The 16207-nt window shown below is 75.8% G+C and carries 17 protein-coding genes; 11 read left to right on the top strand and 6 right to left on the bottom strand.

Features of this window, described 5'->3' with window-relative positions:
- Positions 1-34: 34 nt before the first annotated feature.
- From ITJ85_RS13815 to ITJ85_RS13805, 3 genes are read right to left on the bottom strand one after another with little or no spacing between them, the layout of a single operon-like run.
- The gene (locus ITJ85_RS13815) at positions 35-712 is read right to left on the bottom strand and encodes a uracil-DNA glycosylase family protein (protein WP_217913689.1); all 678 of its coding nucleotides are present in this window, start codon (positions 710-712) and stop codon (positions 35-37) included.
- Between the two features lie 51 nt (positions 713-763).
- The gene (locus ITJ85_RS13810) at positions 764-1957 is read right to left on the bottom strand and encodes a glycosyltransferase (RefSeq protein ID WP_217913688.1); all 1194 of its coding nucleotides are present in this window, start codon (positions 1955-1957) and stop codon (positions 764-766) included.
- A 10-nt stretch (positions 1958-1967) separates the two neighbouring features.
- Positions 1968-2624: a CDP-alcohol phosphatidyltransferase family protein gene (locus ITJ85_RS13805; protein ID WP_217913687.1), complete on the bottom strand. Its 657-nt coding sequence runs from the start codon at positions 2622-2624 to the stop codon at positions 1968-1970.
- 42 nt (positions 2625-2666) lie between these two features.
- Between ITJ85_RS13805 and ITJ85_RS13800 the strand changes: the two genes are divergently transcribed.
- The 9 genes from ITJ85_RS13800 to clpB all read left to right on the top strand — a co-directional run bounded on the left by ITJ85_RS13800 (position 2667) and on the right by clpB (position 13023).
- Positions 2667-3464 carry a fumarylacetoacetate hydrolase family protein gene (locus ITJ85_RS13800; RefSeq protein ID WP_217913686.1) on the top strand — a complete coding sequence of 266 codons (798 nt, stop codon included), beginning with the start codon at positions 2667-2669 and terminating at the stop codon, positions 3462-3464.
- Positions 3465-3867: 403 nt separating this feature from the next.
- Positions 3868-4236: a hypothetical protein gene (locus ITJ85_RS13795; RefSeq protein ID WP_217913685.1), complete on the top strand. Its 369-nt coding sequence runs from the start codon at positions 3868-3870 to the stop codon at positions 4234-4236.
- A 9-nt stretch (positions 4237-4245) separates the two neighbouring features.
- Complete coding sequence (locus ITJ85_RS13790) at positions 4246-4932, top strand: endonuclease III domain-containing protein (protein WP_217913684.1); 687 nt, start codon at positions 4246-4248, stop codon at positions 4930-4932.
- A 949-nt stretch (positions 4933-5881) separates the two neighbouring features.
- Complete coding sequence (gene dnaK / locus ITJ85_RS13785) at positions 5882-7783, top strand: molecular chaperone DnaK (RefSeq protein WP_217913683.1); 1902 nt, start codon at positions 5882-5884, stop codon at positions 7781-7783.
- A gap of 29 nt (positions 7784-7812) precedes the next feature.
- Positions 7813-8262 (top strand): Hsp20/alpha crystallin family protein, encoded by a 450-nt coding sequence (locus ITJ85_RS13780; protein ID WP_217913682.1) that lies wholly within the window; start codon positions 7813-7815, stop codon positions 8260-8262.
- Entirely contained in the window at positions 8259-8867 is a 609-nt protein-coding gene (locus tag ITJ85_RS13775) for a nucleotide exchange factor GrpE (RefSeq protein ID WP_217913681.1), read from the top strand. Before ITJ85_RS13780 ends, ITJ85_RS13775 begins: the two co-directional genes overlap by 4 nt.
- Before the next feature lie 21 nt (positions 8868-8888).
- Positions 8889-9989, top strand: a complete 1101-nt coding sequence (gene dnaJ, locus ITJ85_RS13770) for a molecular chaperone DnaJ (RefSeq protein ID WP_217913680.1) — start codon at positions 8889-8891, stop codon at positions 9987-9989.
- On the top strand, positions 9986-10423 hold the full coding sequence (locus ITJ85_RS13765) for a heat shock protein transcriptional repressor HspR (RefSeq protein ID WP_246496266.1): 438 nt from the start codon (positions 9986-9988) through the stop codon (positions 10421-10423). Before dnaJ ends, ITJ85_RS13765 begins: the two co-directional genes overlap by 4 nt.
- Complete coding sequence (gene clpB, locus ITJ85_RS13760; protein ID WP_217913679.1) at positions 10423-13023, top strand: ATP-dependent chaperone ClpB; 2601 nt, start codon at positions 10423-10425, stop codon at positions 13021-13023. The genes ITJ85_RS13765 and clpB overlap by 1 nt, the downstream gene beginning before the upstream one ends.
- Positions 13024-13060: 37 nt before the next feature.
- Here the strand turns inward: clpB and ITJ85_RS13755 are convergent, their stop codons facing one another.
- The gene (locus ITJ85_RS13755) at positions 13061-13498 is read right to left on the bottom strand and encodes a hypothetical protein (RefSeq protein WP_217913678.1); all 438 of its coding nucleotides are present in this window, start codon (positions 13496-13498) and stop codon (positions 13061-13063) included.
- A 61-nt stretch (positions 13499-13559) separates the two neighbouring features.
- Positions 13560-14039, bottom strand: a complete 480-nt coding sequence (locus ITJ85_RS13750) for an OsmC family protein (protein ID WP_217913677.1) — start codon at positions 14037-14039, stop codon at positions 13560-13562.
- Positions 14040-14119: 80 nt separating this feature from the next.
- Between ITJ85_RS13750 and ITJ85_RS13745 the strand changes: the two genes are divergently transcribed.
- Positions 14120-14740: a TetR/AcrR family transcriptional regulator gene (locus ITJ85_RS13745; protein ID WP_217913676.1), complete on the top strand. Its 621-nt coding sequence runs from the start codon at positions 14120-14122 to the stop codon at positions 14738-14740.
- Between the two features lie 16 nt (positions 14741-14756).
- Here the strand turns inward: ITJ85_RS13745 and ITJ85_RS13740 are convergent, their stop codons facing one another.
- Positions 14757-15245 (bottom strand): hypothetical protein, encoded by a 489-nt coding sequence (locus ITJ85_RS13740; RefSeq protein WP_217913675.1) that lies wholly within the window; start codon positions 15243-15245, stop codon positions 14757-14759.
- 45 nt (positions 15246-15290) lie between these two features.
- Between ITJ85_RS13740 and ITJ85_RS13735 the strand changes: the two genes are divergently transcribed.
- Positions 15291-16202: a sulfotransferase gene (locus ITJ85_RS13735; RefSeq protein ID WP_217913674.1), complete on the top strand. Its 912-nt coding sequence runs from the start codon at positions 15291-15293 to the stop codon at positions 16200-16202.
- Positions 16203-16207 lie beyond the last annotated feature (5 nt).

Here is a 16207-nt window from a genome sequence, read left to right as displayed (position 1 = left end):
CGGCGGCTGAGCCGGGCGGCGCCGGCATCGCGCGTCAGTAGGGCGGCTGCGCCTGGTGCCAGTCGCCGATGGCGCGGAACGCCTGCCAGAACGCCCGCTTGGCCCCCTGCTCGTCGAGCGAGGCGTCGATGTCGGGCACGAACAGCGCCTCGATCGCCGGCGTCCAGCGCTGCACCTCGCCCGGCTCGGCGCGCAGCGGCTCGGCCAGGGGGAACCCCATCTCCCCGAGGGCCTCGACCACGCGCTCGCCCATCGGCACGATCAGCGCGGGCTGCACGATGTGCACCTCACGCGCGAGCCACGTCAGGCCACGGCGGGCCGCCTCACGATCGCCGGGGTCGCCGCACTTCACGCACAGCGTCCCGTAGAGCTCGAGCGGGTCGATGCCGAGCCGCTGGACGCTCTTCAGGATCGCCGTGCCCGCACGGCCGAAGAAGGCGACGCCCTCCTGGCGCTCGGCCAGGCTGGCGCTCCACTTGACGAGCATGATCTGGGCCTGCGGCGAGCCGGAGCTCATCACCGGCAGCTCGTCGGCCGAGCCGCAGTCCTCCGACGCGCCGATCTCGTCGTTGAGGGCGGCCATCTCGGCGATCGCGCGCCGCTGGTAGGCCTCCTGGATGTCCTCCGGGCTGGCGCCGGCGAGGCTCGTGGGGGCGGCGCGGCGGGCGCGTGTGCGGGGGCCGGTGTGCGGCGAGGGGGGCTCTGGGGTCATGGGCGACGACCGTATTTCCCGGGCTCCGTGGTACTCCTGCCGGACGCCGTTTCAGGAGTCGGGTTGCGGATTGCGGGCGCTCCGCGGCGGCCGGCCGGCCCGCGCGCGGGCGGCGCGCGCCCGGCGGTAGGCCTCCTCCAGCCCGGCGGCCTCGGCGTCCCAGCCGCGCGGCGGGCGGGCGCGCGCGGCCAGCGCGGCGCGGCGGACGGGGTCGGCGGCGAGCGCGCCGGCCTCGCGCGCCCAGGCGCCGCGGTCCCACGCGGGCAGCAGCACCGCGTCGCCGCCCTCGCGCCGCGCCTCCTGCGCCGCGGCGACGCGCGGCGCGATCACGGCGCATCCGGCCGCCAGCGCCTCGCGCAGGGGCGCCCCCCCGGCGTCGGCCGGGTCGGCCAGCATGGCAAGGCCGCCGCCAGCCAGCACCTCGGCGCGCGCGGACGGTCCGGCGTCGGGGACGACCCGCACGCGCTCGCGCAGCGCGGCCGGCACCGCCGCCCGCGTGCGCCACGGGGCGTCGGGCGGCCCGAGCAGCATCACCTCGCCGACGCCGCCGGGCCCCATCTCGCGCAGCACCGCGGTGAGGAAGCGCACGCCCACCCGGTCGTGGCCGCGGGCGATCAGCACGAGCCGCGGCGGGCCTGCCGCCGGCGCCGCGGGCGGGGCCGGCGCGTCCACGCCGGGGCGCAGCACCTCGTAGTCGCCCGGCGCGATGCGCGCGACGCCCGCGGCCGTGGTGGCGGAGGTGGCCAGGCGCAGGTCCGCCCGCGCCAGCGCGCGGGCGATGAGGGGCAGCAGAAGGGCCGCGCCCGCCAGCGGCTCCGGGCGGTGGAAGGTGACGAGGGCCGCCGAGTGCGCGTGGCGGAGGGCCGTCAGCGCGGGGCCCGGGGCGAGCGGCTCGTGCAGGTGCACCACGTCGAAGTGCGGGTGCGCGATGGCGGTGCGCAGGCCTCGCGCCAGGTCGAGCGGGTCGCCGATGCCGCGCCGGCCGGCCGGCAGGGCGCGTCCCACGGCGATCGCCGCCACCTCGCCGGGGATGGGCGCGAGGCTCAGGTCGTCGCGCCCTGCGGCCGCCGCGAGGCGCGCCCGCCCGTCGGCGACGGCGGCGCGCCGGCGCGCCGGCGCGAGCACCGCCACCGCGTGGCCCCGCGCGGCGAGCGCGGCGGCCTCGGCCTCGACGTGGTGCGCGACGTCGTCGCGCGGGGGCCAGGCGTACGGGCACACGAGCCCGATGCGCAGCGGCGCGGTCACGGCCCCGGCGTCACCCGCCGCGCCCGTCGGAGGCCATCCAGACGATCGCCACGCGGTGCACGGCGGTCATCAGGCTCAGGCCGGCGAGGATCGCCATCGAGACCGGCAGCAGGTCGCCGAGGCCGCCGAGGAACAGCGCGGCGCCCACGATCACCAGGCGCTCCGGGCGCCCCATCAGCCCGCCGCTCGAGCCCGGGATGCCGAGGCCCTCCGCGCGCGCCCGCGCGTAGGAGACGAGGAACGATGCGGTGAGGGCCACGAAGCAGGCCGCGACGGCCCAGTCCTGACCGTCCTGGGCGAGCGTGACCCCGATCGCGCCCAGGATCACGCCCTCCGCGAGCCGGTCGAGGGTGGAGTCGAGGAAGGCGCCGAACGCCGTCACGCGGCCCTGGTGCCGGGCCACGAGCCCGTCGAGCGAGTCCACCAGCCCCGAGGCGATGAAGACGAGCGACGACAGCACCCAGTAGCGCTCCAGCGCGAGCCACGCGGCGCCGCAGATGCCGAGGAAGCCGAGGATCGTGATCGCGTTCGGCGTGATGCCGGAGCGGTCGACGATGCGCCAGGCGACGTCCGACGCGGAACGGCGCGCCGGCGTGCCGGGGTCGAGGTCGTCGAGCTGGGTGCTGATGGCGACGGCTCCCGTGAGGGGTGCGGGGCGGCGGCGCACCGGCGGACGGGCCCCCGCCGGAGGGGACTAGGATAGCGGCGCATGCGCCTGTGCACCTTCCGGGTCGCGGACGGCACCCGGCTCGGGGAGCTCCGCGGCGACACCGTCCAGCCCCTCGCCGGCCGCGACGTGCGCGATGCGCTCGGCGGCGTCCCGGCGCCCGACGGCGACCCGCTCCCGCTCGACGGGCTCGAGCTGCTCGCCCCGATGCGCCCGGGCAAGCTGCTCGGCATCGGACTCAACTTCCGCGACCACGCGGCTGAGACCGGCGCGCCGGTGCCCGAGCGGCCGCTCGTCTTCTCCAAGCTCGCCACGTCGGTGACCGGCCCGCGCGGCGACATCGTGCGGCCGGCCTACACGCGGGAGCTCGACTACGAGGGCGAGCTCGCGGTGGTGATCGGCCGCGCGGCTCGGGACGTCGCGGCCGGCGAGGCGCTCGGCCACGTGTTCGGCTACGCGGTGATGAACGACGTGAGCGCCCGCGACCGGCAGCGCACCGAGCCGCAGTGGGTGCGCGCGAAGGGCGGGGACACGTTCGGGCCCTTCGGGCCGTGGGTCACCACGGCCGATGAGGTGCCCGACCCACAGGCGCTCACCATCCGCACGCACGTGAACGGCGAGCTGCGCCAGGAGGGCTCGACGTCCGAGATGGTCTTCACCGTGGCCGAGCTCGTCGCGGCGATCTCGGCCGGCATCACGCTCGAGCCGGGCGACGTGGTGACCACCGGGACGCCCGCCGGGGTGGGGGTGGCGCGGGCGCCGCAGGCCTTCCTCGTGCCCGGCGACGTGGTGCGGGTCGAGATCGACGGGCTCGGCGCGCTCGAGAACGCGGTGCGATGAGGCCCGACCAGGCGCTCGCGCGGGTCCTCGCGGTCACCGGCCTGTCGCTGCCGCGCGGGGTGCTCGGGCCCGAGACCTGGGCCCTGGCCCGCGCGCTCTCCGACGACGACGAGGGCGCGGGGGACCCGGCCGAGCTCGCCGGCGCGGCCGCCGCGGCGCACTGGCCGCAGCTGCGCGGGCCGATGGAGGCCGCGCTGCGGCGGGCGGCGCTGCACGCCGACGAGGAGGACCGCGAGGCGTTCGCGATCGTGCTCGCCTGGGCGGCCGACGACGACCCCGACACGCCGCTGGCGCGGGCGCTGGCCGTGCGGGCGGCCACCGAGCTGGCCGCGGCCGCGGCCGGGCGCGCGCCCGCCTGCGCGCCGCGGAGGAGGCGATCGCCGAGGGCGGCGCGGGGGCGGCCGTGGCCGCCGCGACGGCCGCCGGCGCGATCGCGGCCGACCTGCTCGACCTCGACCCCGAGGACTTCGCCCCCGAGATCGCCGAGTACGTCGCGGGCGGAAGCCGCTCGGAGGACATCCCGGCGCTCGCGCGCGCGACCGGCGATCCGGAGATCCGCGCGTGGGCGCGGTCGGTCGTCGCGGCCACCGACGCGCCCGACGCCCCGCTGGCCTCGGACGGCGTGCGCCATCTGGCCTCGGGCGACCCGCCCGAGGACCCGTCGGAGGACCTCGTCTGGGTGCCCACGATCCTCGCGCTCACACAGGAGGCCGTGGAGCGCTCGCTCGTCGACGAGGCGAGCGCCCCGTCCGAGGGCCCGGCGGGCGACTAACCCGCCGCCGTGCCGCCCGTCCGGCCCCGCCCGGGGACCCGCGCCCACGCGGAGGCGATCGTCCGGCGCCTCGCCGAGGCCTACGGCCCGCTGCCGTGGGCGCGCCGTCACCCGCCCGTGAGCGAGCTGGTCACCACGCTGCTCAGCCACTCGACGACCGACGTCAACCAGGAGCGGGCGTTCCGCACGCTGCGCGAGCGCTTCCCCACCTGGGAGGCGGTGCGCGCCGCGCCGGTCGAGGAGGTGGCCGACGCCGTCCGGGTGGCGGGCATGCCGAGCCAGAAGGCGCCGCGCGTGCAGCACGTGCTCGACGTCGTCGCCGAGGACCCGCGCGGCGACGACCTCGAGTGGCTCGGCGTCCTGCCGCTCGACGAGGCGATGGCCTGGCTCACCGCGCTCCCGGGCGTGGGCCCGAAGACCGCCGCCTGCGTCATGTGCTTCTCGTTCGGCGCGCACATCGTCCCGGCCGACACCCACGTCCACCGCATCGCGCTCCGCACCCACGTCGTGCCCGCCGGCGCGAGCGCCGCGGCGGCCCAGGAGCGGCTCACGCGCTGGACCCCGCCCGGCGAGGCGTTCGCCACCCACATGCGCCTCATCCGCCACGGCCGGGAGGTCTGCGTCGCCCGGAGCCCCCGCTGCGGGGGGTGCGCCCTGCTGGACCTCTGCCCGACGGGGAGGAGACGGGCGGGGTAGTCCGCGGGGCGGGTGGTCGCGATCGGGGGTGGTCGAGGGCGGTCGTCGACGGACGGGGTCGGGAGACGGGTCGGCGGGGGACGATCCTGAGCGCGGGAGGGACCCGGCGCGTCCTGTGACGAGGTCGTCGCCGGCCCGGGTCGGCTGGGGCCGATCCGTGGCGCGGGCGGGACCCGGCCCTGCGGGCCGGCTCGTCTGTTGACGACGTCGTCGACGGACCGGGTCGGCTGGGGCCGATCCTGAGCGCGGGCGGGACCCGGCCCTGCGGGCCAGCTCGCGCTGGGCGGGTGTCGACCGGCGTGCCCCTCACGCGGGGACCCGGCCTCTTTCGGGCCGGGTCACGCGGCAAATCGCCCCTGGCCGGGGCGATTTGCACACCGGCGCACCGCCTTCGGCGGGGCGGGCGCCGGAAAGGGCACGCACGTGAGCGTCCGTGGTGCGCGTGGGGTGTGCCCGGCGCCGTCGTGGCCGGTTCTGTCCCGCTCCGGCCTTCGGCGGTCGTGTCTCCCACCACGTCGGAGCTCGATCACGTCGTCCGGGACGGATCGTGACCACCCCGGCCAGGGGGATCCTGAGTGCGACCAGTTCGCCGCGCGGTTGAGGGGCAATCTGCCGGAATGGCGCGCCCCCGCCGAAGGCGGGAGCCATTCCGGCCGGCGCGCCCGAGGCGTTCCTCGGTCCGACGCAGCCCAGGCCTCCCGGCGGAGCCGGGCGGCCTGGGCGGAGCCCCAGAGCTCGCCGCCGCGCCCCAGCCGGCGTTCCTCGGCTCGACGCGCTCGTGCCTCGCCCTTCCGGAGCCGCTGCCTTGAGCGGGCATGGCTCATACGTATCTGCCATGAGGCGACTCAAGTCGTCTTGACACGGTGCGACTCAGATCTACACTGGGTGCAGCGACAGTCGAGAACCAATGGCGACCGGGGCCCGTACCCGGCGAGGAGGCACCAGACACATGGGCAAGACGATCGGCATCGACCTCGGGACCACCAACTCGGCAGTGGCCGTGCTCACCGGTGGCGAGCCCGAGGTCCTTCCCAACGCGGAGGGCGGTCGCACCACCCCGTCGGTCGTCGGCTTCGCGAAGTCCGGCGAGCGCCTGGTGGGGACCGTCGCCAAGCGGCAGGCGGTGACCAACCCGGAGAACACGGTCTTCAGCGTCAAGCGGTTCATGGGCCGCAAGTACGCGGAGGTCGACGAGGAGATGAAGATCGTCCCGTACGAGGTCGTCCGCGGCCCGAACGGCGACGCGCGCATCCGGGTGACCGACAAGGAGTTCAGCCCGCCCGAGATCAGCGCGATGATCCTGCAGAAGCTGAAGGCGGACGCCGAGGCGTTCCTCGGCGAGCCGGTGACCGACGCGGTCATCACCGTGCCGGCCTACTTCAACGACGCCCAGCGGCAGGCGACGAAGGACGCCGGCAAGATCGCCGGCCTCGACGTCAAGCGCATCATCAACGAGCCCACCGCGGCGGCCCTGGCCTACGGGCTCGACAAGGAGACCGACCAGACGATCCTCGTCTTCGACCTCGGCGGCGGCACGTTCGACGTGTCCGTGCTCGAGATCGGCGACGGCGTGTTCGAGGTCAAGTCGACCGCGGGCGACAACCACCTCGGCGGCGACAACTTCGACAAGGCGATCGTCGACTGGATGGCCGCCGAGTTCAAGCGCGACCACGGCATCGACCTCGGCAACGACAAGATGGCCCTGCAGCGGCTCTACGAGGCCGCCGAGAAGGCCAAGATCGAGCTCTCGACGACCACGTCGTCGCAGATCAACCTGCCGTTCATCACGGCCGACCAGAGCGGGCCGAAGCACCTCGACCTGCAGCTGTCGCGCGCGAAGCTCGAGGAGCTCACCCGCGACCTGCTCGAGCGGCTCGTGGGCCCGACCAAGCGCGCGCTCACCGACTCCGGCGTGGGCGACAAGATCGACCACGTCGTGCTCGTCGGCGGCATGACCCGCATGCCGGCGGTGCAGGAGCGCGTGAAGGAGCTCACCGGCCGCGACCCGCACAAGGGCGTCAACCCGGACGAGGTCGTCGCCGTCGGCGCGGCGATCCAGGGCGGCGTGCTGTCGGGCGACGTGAAGGACGTCCTGCTGCTCGACGTGACCCCGCTGTCGCTCGGCATCGAGACGAAGGGCGGCGTGTTCACGAAGCTGATCGAGCGCAACACGACGATCCCCACGAAGAAGAGCGAGGTCTTCTCGACCGCCGACGACAACCAGAACCAGGTCGAGATCCACGTGCTCCAGGGCGAGCGCGAGATGGCGGCCTACAACCGCACGCTCGGCAAGTTCAACCTCGTCGGCATCCCGCCGGCGCCGCGGGGCGTGCCGCAGATCGAGGTCACGTTCGACATCGACGCCAACGGCATCGTGCACGTGGGGGCGAAGGACCTCGGCACCGGCAACGAGCAGAAGATCGAGATCAAGGCCTCGAGCGGCCTCAGCGACGACGAGATCACCAACATGGTGCGCGACGCCGAGTCGCACGCCGACGAGGACCGGCGCCTGCGCCGCCTGGCCGACGCGCGCAACGCGGCGGAGGCCCGGGTGCACGAGGCCGAGCGCCAGCTCAAGGACAACGGCGACAAGGTGGACGACGAGGTCCGTCGCGACCTCGAGGGCGCCGTCGAGGCGACCAAGACGGCCGCGGCCGGCGACGACGCCGACGACATCGAGGCGAAGACGTCGTCCCTGACCGACGCCCTGCACCGGCTCTCCGAGCAGGTGTACCGCCAGGCGGCCGCGCAGCAGCAGACCGCCGGGGCGGACGGCGACGGCCAGGCCGAGGACACGGTCGAGGACGCCGAGTACGAGGTCATCGACGAGGACGCCCCCAAGGCGTCATGACACCCGGATTGACGAGAGGAGGACATCAGATGCCGGCAGTCGTGCGATTCGACCCGTTCCGTGACATCACGGCGCTGCGGGACGAGATGAACCGCCTGTTCAACCGGACGGTGGGCGGCGAGGGGATGTCGGCCGGCGGCTCCGCGTGGACGCCCGCCGTGGACATCTTCGACGGCGACGAGGCGATCACGCTCCGGGCGGAGCTCCCGGGGCTGACGCCGGAGGACATCGACATCGAGGTCGACGACAACGTGCTCACCCTGAAGGGCGAGCGGCGCTTCACGGACGAGGTGCAGGAGGGGCGGTACTACCGGCTGGAGCGGGCCTACGGCAACTTCCAGCGCAGCGTCACGCTGCCCCAGGGCGTCAAGGCCGACGAGATCTCGGCGAGCTTCGACAACGGCGTGCTGACGGTCGTCGTGCCGAAGGCCGACGAGGTCAAGCCGCGCAAGATCACCGTCGCGGCGGCCCCGGCGTGACGGAACGGCCGACGGACATGCAGGGCGCGGCGGCGGACGAGCGGTCCGGCGCCGCGCCCGGGCCCGGCGAGGCCGAGCGCCACGCGGGCGCGGACGGCGGGGCGGCCGGCGTCGACGACGCGGCCGCCGAGCGGTCCGAGCTCGAGCGGGTGGTCGGGGAGCGCGACCAGTACCTGGACGCGCTCCAGCGGCTGAAGGCCGAGTTCGAGAACTACCGCAAGCGCAACGAGCGGGAGCGGCAGACGATCGCCACGGGCGCCGTGCGCGAGGTCGTGCGCGGGCTGCTCCCGGTGATGGACAACCTGGAGCGGGCCGTCATCGCGGCCGGCGAGCGCGCCGACGTGCCGGGCGGCGAGGGCATCGTGGCCGGCATCGAGATGGTGCGCGGCCAGCTCGCCGGCATCCTGGCGGGCCACGGGGTCGAGGAGATCCCCGCCCACGGCGAGGCCTTCGACCCCACGGTGCACGAGGCGATCGCGGCGGTGCCGTCGCCCGCGCACGAGGAGGGCACGGTCGTCGAGGTGGTTGAGAAGGGCTACCGCCAGGAGGAGCACGTGCTGCGGCCCACGCGGGTCGTCATCGCGGCGGCTCCGCCGCAGGGGTAGCGGGACCGCAGAAGGAGACGGGTGGAGGACCTCTACGCAACGCTCGGCGTCTCGCGCACCGCGAGCGCCGACGAGATCCGGAAGGCGTACCGGGCGCTGGCGCGCAAGCACCACCCCGACGCCAACCCCGACGACCCGAAGGCGGAGGAGCGCTTCAAGGAGATCTCCCACGCCCACGACGTGCTGGGCGACCCGGAGAAGCGGCGCGAGTACGACGCGCGCCTGCGCTTCGGCGGCCGCGCGCCGAACGGCGGCGGCGCGGGCGCCGGGGGCGGCGCCGACATGGGCGGCTTCGGCGACTTCGCCGACATCTTCTCGAGCATCTTCCGGGGCGGCGGCGGCGGGCGCGGTCGTGGCCAGGGTGGCGCAGCCGCCGCGCGGCGCGGCGCCGACGTGGAGGTCGAGGTCAACCTGTCGTTCGAGCAGGCCATGGCCGGCGCGCAGGTGCCGGTGCAGGTCGAGACGCCGGTGGCCTGCAGCGACTGCGGCGGCAGCGGCGCCCGGCCCGGGACGTCGCCGCGCCTCTGCCCGGAGTGCAAGGGCCGCGGCGTGCTCGGGCGCGACGTGGGCTCGTTCGCGTTCAGCGAGACCTGCCCGCGCTGCGGCGGCAACGGCACGGTGATCGACGACCCGTGCCCCACCTGCGGCGGCACCGGCAGCACCTCCACGCGCACCCAGATCAAGGTGAAGATCCCGGCCGGCGTCAAGGACGGCACCCGCATCCGCCTGAAGGGCAAGGGGCAGGCGGGCGCCGGCGGCGGCCCGGCGGGCGACCTGCAGGTGGTCACGCGGGTCGCGCCCAGCCGGCTCTACACCCGCCGCGGCGACGACCTGGTCATCAACGTGCCGGTCACCTTCGTCGAGGCGGCGCTCGGTGCGCAGGTGGAGGTGCCGACGCTCGACGGGCGGGTCAAGCTGACCGTGCCCGCCGGCAGCGCCGAGGGCCGCCAGCTGCGCATCCCCGGCAAGGGGGCGCCCCGCCTGAAGGGCGAGGGCCGCGGCGACCTGATCGCGAAGCTCCACCTGGAGGTGCCGCGCGAGCTGTCGAAGAAGCAGCAGGACCTGCTGCGCAGGTTCGCGGACCTGGACGCCCGCGACCCGCGGGAGACGTTGTTCTCGTGAGCACCCGGCGACCCCCGCGGCGGGAGTTCCTGATCGGCATCGCGGCCGAGCTCGCGGGCATGCATCCGCAGACCCTGCGGGTGTACGAGCGCCGCGGCCTCATCCGGCCCCAGCGCACGCCGCGCAACACGCGGGTCTACAGCGAGGCCGACGTGGCGCTGCTGCGGCGCATCCAGGAGCTCTCGGAGGAGGGGCTCAACCTGGCGGGCATCGAGCGCGTGCTGAAGCTCGAGCAGCGGCTGGAGCGCGCCGAGCGGCGCATCCGCGACCTGCGGGCCGAGCTCGCGCAGCGGATGGAGGACCACGCGCGCGAGCTGGCCGAGGCCCGCGCGGCGCGCGGGCAGATCGTGCTCGCGGTGAAGGGCGAGACGGCGCTCGTGTCCCGGCACGCGCCGGTCGTGACTGGACGCCGGGGGATGAGGGAGGTGCACTGATGGCGGTCGACAAGCCCACCGAACGCGCGCAGGAGGCGATCGCCGGCTCGGCGACCGTGGCCGCCGACCACGGCAACCCCGTCGTCGAGCCCGACCACCTGCTGCTCGCGCTGATCGACGCGCGCGAGGGGATCGTGCAGCCGCTGCTCACGCGGGCCGGCGCCGACGTCGCCGGCCTGCGGGCCGCGGTCGAGGCGGCGATCGCCCGCCACCCGCAGGTCAGCGGGTCGGCGACGGGCGCGCAGCTCTCCACGCCCTACCGCGCCGTGCTGCGCCGCGCCGGTCAGGAGGCCGAGCGGCTCGACGACGCGTACATCTCCACCGAGCACCTGCTGCTGGCGCTCGTGGAGGAGCCGTCGCCCGCCCGCGAGGCGCTGCGCGCCCACGGCGTGACGCGCGAGGGCCTCATGGACGCGCTGCGCGAGGTGCGCGGGTCGGCGCGCGTCACCGACCCGAACCCCGAGGACAAGTATCAGGCGCTCGAGCAGTACGGCCGCGACCTGACGGACGCCGCCCGCGAGGGCAAGCTCGACCCGGTCATCGGCCGCGACGACGAGGTGCGCCGGGTCATCCAGGTGCTGTCGCGGCGCACGAAGAACAACCCGGTGCTGATCGGCGAGCCGGGCACCGGCAAGACCGCGATCGTCGAGGGCCTGGCCCAGCGCATCGTGTCGGGCGACATCCCCGAGGGGCTCGCCGGCAAGCGGGTGATCGCGCTCGACGTGGGCGCCCTGCTCGCCGGCGCGAAGTACCGCGGCGAGTTCGAGGACCGGCTGAAGGCGGTGCTCAAGGAGATCGAGGACGCGGCGGGCGAGGTCATCCTCTTCATCGACGAGCTCCACACGATCGTCGGCGCGGGCGCGGCCGAGGGCGCGGTGGACGCCGCGAACCTGCTCAAGCCGATGCTGGCCCGCGGCGCGCTGCGCGCGATCGGCGCGACCACGCTCGACGAGTACCGCAAGCACGTGGAGAAGGACGCCGCCCTGGAGCGCCGCTTCCAGCCGGTGCTGGTGGGCGAGCCGTCGGTCGAGGCGACGATCGCGATCCTGCGCGGGCTGAAGGAGCGCTACGAGGTGCACCACGGCGTGCGCATCCAGGACGGCGCGCTGGTGGCGGCGGCCCGGCTGTCGGACCGCTACATCACCTCGCGCTTCCTGCCCGACAAGGCGATCGACCTGATGGACGAGGCGGCCAGCCGGCTGCGCATCGAGATCGACTCGGTCCCGGCGGAGCTCGACGCCGTGCAGCGCCGCATCATGCAGCTCGAGATCGAGCAGCAGGCGCTCGAGGGCGAGAGCGACCCCGCCTCGGAGGCCCGCCTGGAGGCGCTCGAGGAGGAGCTGGCCGGCCTGCAGGAGGAGGCCGACGCCATGCGCGCGCACTGGGACCAGGAGAAGGCCACCATCGCGCGCATCCGCGACATCAAGGGCCAGATCGAGACGGCCCGCACCGAGCTCGAGCGCGCCGAGCGCGAGGCCGACCTGGAGGGCGCGGCGCGGCTGCGCTACGGCACCCTGCCCGAGCTGGAGCGCGCGCTCGAGGCCGCCAACGACGAGCTGGCGGCCCGCCAGGCCGACCGCCGCATGCTCAAGGAGGAGGTCGACGCCGAGGACGTGGCCGAGGTGGTGGCCTCCTGGACCGGCGTGCCGGTCAGCCGCCTGATGGAGGGCGAGGTCGAGAAGCTCCTGCGCATGGAGGAGCGGCTGCACGAGCGGGTCGTGGGCCAGGCGCGCGCGGTCAGCGCGGTGGCCAACGCCCTGCGGCGCGCGCGGGCCGGCCTGTCCGACCCGCACCGGCCGATCGGCTCGTTCATCTTCCTCGGCCCGACCGGGGTGGGGAAGACGGAGCTGGCCCGGGCCCTCGCCGAGTTCATGTTCGACGACGAGCGCGCCATGGTCCGCATCGACATGAGCGAGTACATGGAGCGCCACTCGGTGGCGCGGCTGATCGGCGCGCCGCCCGGCTACGTCGGGTTCGAGGAGGGCGGCCAGCTCACGGAGGCCGTGCGCCGGCGCCCGTACTCGGTGCTGCTGCTCGACGAGATCGAGAAGGCCCACGGGGACGTCTTCAACGTGCTGCTGCAGCTGCTGGACGACGGCCGCCTGACCGACGGGCAGGGCCGGGTGGTCGACTTCACCAACACCGTGGTCATCATGACCAGCAACATCGGCAGCCAGTTCCTGCTCGACGCCGGGCCGCCCGAGCTCGCCGAGGAGCGGGTGCTGGGCGCGCTGCGGGAGCACTTCCGGCCGGAGTTCCTCAACCGGGTCGACGAGATCGTGGTGTTCGACCGGCTCGACCGCGAGCAGCTCGCGCAGATCGTCGAGCTGCAGGCGGGGCGCCTGCGGCGGCGCCTCGCCGACCACGGCGTCGAGCTGGAGATCCGGCCCGCGGCCGCCGAGCTGCTCGGCCGGGAGGGCTACGACCCGGCCTACGGCGCCCGGCCGCTCAAGCGGCTGGTGCAGCGGCGGATCGAGAACCCGCTGGCGCAGCGCATGCTCGCCGGCGAGGTGCGCGACGGCGACACCGTCGTCGTGGACGCCCAGGGCGACGAGCTGGTGTTCACCACCCCCGAGCACGCGAGCCGCCCGGCCGCCTGACGCCCCGCCCCTCCGGCGCGCCCGCGCCGGAGGGGCCTCAGGCCGTCCACCCCCGTGACTCCGGCGGCCGGGTGAGCCGCGCCACCGCCGCGTCCCACGCCGCCGCGTCGGCCGGCCCGAGCGGCTCGCGCGCCGACCAGTGCACCGCGGTCGCGACGTCGCCGTCGGCGGCCATGGCGAGGCGCTGGCGGCGGTGCGCCCCCGGCACGAGGCGGTCGGCGCGCCGCCGCTCGCGCGCGGTCACCCCGTACGGCGCGGCCAGCGGGTGCGCGGCCGGGCCCGGCTCGGCGAGCCAGCGCGCGAGGTAGCCGGGCGCCTCGGCCAGCGGCATCCGCACCGTCCGCACCAGGCGGCCCTCGCCGGGGCCCTCGTCCTCGCGGCCGCGCTCGGACGCCGAGGGCGGCGTCGCGACGCGGGCGATCCCCCGGACGCCGCCGGTGATCGGATCGTCGGGCTGGGCGAGCCAGTACCCCATGTCGCATGCATCGGCACGACGGGCGGCCGGCACGAGGCCGCCCGCCCGTCGCGCCGGGCGGTCAGGCGCCGGCGGGCTGCGTCACCCGGAGCTCCGTGACGACCTCGATCGACCCGCCGACGCTGCGCGCGTTCGGGCACCGCGCCGCGTGCGCGGCGTGGACCTCCTCGGCGGCGGCGGCGTGCTCCGCGGGCACCTCCAGCGCGTAGCGCACGGTGATGCGCCGCAGCCGCAGGACGCCGTCGTCGTCGGACTCCACGGAGCCGGTCGCCGTGCCGTCGAGCGTCGCCGGCGAGACGGGGACGCGCGCCCGCTTGAGCGAGCCCGCGAACGTGCCGATCAGGCAGCCGGCGACCGAGGCGACCAGGTAGTCGAGCGTCGTCGGCAGCGGGTTCGACGGCCGCATGCGGTAGTGCTCCGCCACTGCGCCGTGCGCGCCGAAGCGGATCGTCTGGCCGTGCGGCGGCACGTCGACCTCGCGGTCCAGCGTCGCCGACGCGGGGTCCAGCCGCACGGGCATGGTGGTCTCGAACGCGGTCACGGTGCCTCCCCCGTCGTGGTTTGTGTCGCACACGCTACAGATCGACGCCGGACGGCCCGTGGGCTACCGTGGGACGGACCATGCCGCGCGGCCGCCCACGCGAGTTCGACGTCGACGACGCGCTCGACGCCGCCATGCGCCTCTTCTGGCGGCGGGGCTTCCGGGCCACGACGACGCGCGATCTGGAGCGGGCGCTGGGCGTCGGCCAGTCGAGCATCACGAGCGCCTTCGGGGCGAAGGCCGACCTCGCCGCGGCGGCGCTCGACCGCTACCTCGCCCGGCTGCGCGCCGGGCTGATCGATCCGCTGCGCGACGCCGACGCCGGCCTCTCCGCCATCGACGCCTTCCTCGCCGGCCTGAGCGACTGGCACTGCGCCGACGGCGGGCGCGGCTGCCTGATCGGCCGGCTGATGTGCGACGGCGCCCACGAGGAGCCGCCCATCGCCGCCCGCGTCGGCGAGTACCGCAGGGCGCTGCGGGCGGCGCTGGACGCCGCGCTGGCGCGGGCGGTGCGGGCGGGCGAGCTGCCGGCGGGCGGACTCGAGGAGCGGCGTGAGCTGCTCGTCGCCGTCATCCTCGGCATGAACCTCGCCGTCCGCGCCGGCTACGACGTCGAGGCGCAGCGCGCGCTGGCGCGCGCCGGCCGGGCGCAGGTCGCCGCCTGGCGCCTGGACCCGCGGGTCGCGGCGGGGACGGCCTGAGGACGGCCCGGGCGGCTCAGCGCCGCAGCGCGACCATCCCGAGCCCGGCCAGCACGCCGCCGACCGCGGCGAGGGCCGACAGGTAGATGCCGATCTGGCGCGAGAGGAACTCGGCCGGCTCCGGCATCACCAGCAGGCGGTACCCCACGACCAGGACGGCGGCCCCGGCGGCCACGACGGCCACCCAGGCGAGCGCGTCGAGGCGGCTCGGCGGCATCGCCAGCATCCCGCGGGCGTCCAGGACGGTGAGCGCCGCCGCGGCCGTCAGCAGCGCGCCGAGCACGAGGGCGACGCGGGCGAGGCTGGTGGCCTCCCAGCCGCTCGCGCTCGTCGCCGAGAACGGCGGGCCGAGGTTGGTCGTGTACCACGGCAGGAGCACGCCGACGACCAGCGCCGCGCCGCACACCGTGCCGGCGAACGCCGGCCCGGCGCCGGCCGCGCCGGCGGCGCGGCGGGCGTGGGAGGCGCGGCGCGGGCGGGAGGTGGAGGCGCGGGGTGCCGGCATCCCGGGCACGGTACCGCGCCCGCGTGGCTGGTACCCTCGCCGACCGTGCCCGGACGGCCCGACTTCTTCATCCTCGGCGCGCCCAAGTGCGGCACCACCGCCCTGAGCGAGTACCTGCGCGACCACCCGCAGGTGTTCGTCTCGCGGCCGAAGGAGCCGCACTACTTCTGCGACGACTTCGACTACTACTACGCGCCCGGGCAGCGCACCGAGGAGCACTACCTGCGGCTGTTCGACGCCGCCGGGCCGCAGCACCTGGCCGTCGGCGAGGCGTCCGTCTGGTACCTCTACTCGGCCACCGCGGCCCGCAACATCATGGCCTTCGACCCGCGCGCGCGGGTGATCGTGATGGTGCGCAACCCGGTCGAGCTGGTGCCCTCGCTGCACTCCCAGCTGCGCTACATGCTGGACGAGGACGAGCCCGACCCCGAGGCGGCGTGGCGCCTGCAGGCCGCCCGCGCGCGCGGCGAGCGGCTGCCCTCCACGGTGCGGGTGCCGGCGTTCCTCCAGTACGGGGCCGCGGCGGCGCTCGGCGCCCAGCTGCGCCGCGTCTACGAGGCGGTGCCGCGCGAGCAGGTGAAGGTGATCGTGTTCGACGACCTGCGCCGCGACGCCGGCGCGGTCTACCGCGAGACGCTGGCGTTCCTCGGCGTGCCCGACGACGGTCGCGACGAGTTCCCGCGGGTCAACGAGAACAAGGTGCACGGCAACGCCGCCCTGGCGCGGCTCACCCAGCGCCCGCCCGGGCCGCTCGTCGCGGTCGCCCGCGGCGTCAAGCGGGTGGCCGGCGTCCAGCGCCTGGGCGTGCTCGACCGGGTGCGCCGCCGCAATCGGCTGGTCACCCGCCGGGAGGAGATCTCCCCGGCCTTCGCGCAGGAGCTGCGCGAGCACTTCCGCCAGGACGTGGCCGAGCTCGGCGAGCTCATCGGCCGCGACCTGAGCGCCTGGACCGCGTAGGCCGG

The organism is Miltoncostaea marina, assembly GCF_018141525.1.
In the GTDB taxonomy this organism is placed as follows: Bacteria; Actinomycetota; Thermoleophilia; order Miltoncostaeales; family Miltoncostaeaceae; genus Miltoncostaea; species Miltoncostaea marina.
Note: the sequence above shows the minus strand (reverse complement) of the source record. Positions and strands in the feature narration are given on the sequence as shown.